Genomic DNA, 386 nt, shown 5'->3' with positions numbered 1-386 from the left:
TATGCTTCGAAAGCGTCAGACGTGTATAAGAGCCAGGTCGTCTACGGCCCGCCGCGTCCCGGCGATGTCGCAGGTGCCTACACGTTGTCCCGCCGGGCCAAAGACCTGCTCGGTTGGAGCGCGGAGCTGACCCAGGCGGATGGAATCCGTGACGCCATTGCATGGTTGCCCGAGCGCAACAAGATCCTGGGTTACTGATTCTTCCCTGTTGCCACACCACCGGCCCTGCACTTGTGCGGGGCCGGTGCTATGTCGGGGCCTGTCGCGGGATCACATGGGGTGGACGAAGGTCAGCACCATCATTGTCAGCTGGTTGGTCATGCGGTCGATGTCGGCCTGGCGTCCTGACGCCATTGCCGCCAGCACCCGAAAATCGAAGACGGCTT

At 62.4% G+C, this 386-nt stretch carries 1 protein-coding gene; it reads left to right on the top strand.

Translation table 11 applies throughout. From position 1 onward, the window contains the following. The first annotated feature begins 21 nt into the window (after positions 1-21). Positions 22-198, top strand: coding sequence for a hypothetical protein (locus FOE67_RS28580; RefSeq protein ID WP_228474401.1), 177 nt, complete (start codon positions 22-24; stop codon positions 196-198). Positions 199-386 lie beyond the last annotated feature (188 nt).

Origin of the sequence: Streptomyces calidiresistens (assembly GCF_014141525.1) — a bacterium.
Classification (GTDB): Bacteria; Actinomycetota; Actinomycetes; order Streptomycetales; family Streptomycetaceae; genus Streptomyces; species Streptomyces calidiresistens.
This window is presented reverse-complemented; position numbering and strand designations above follow the sequence as displayed.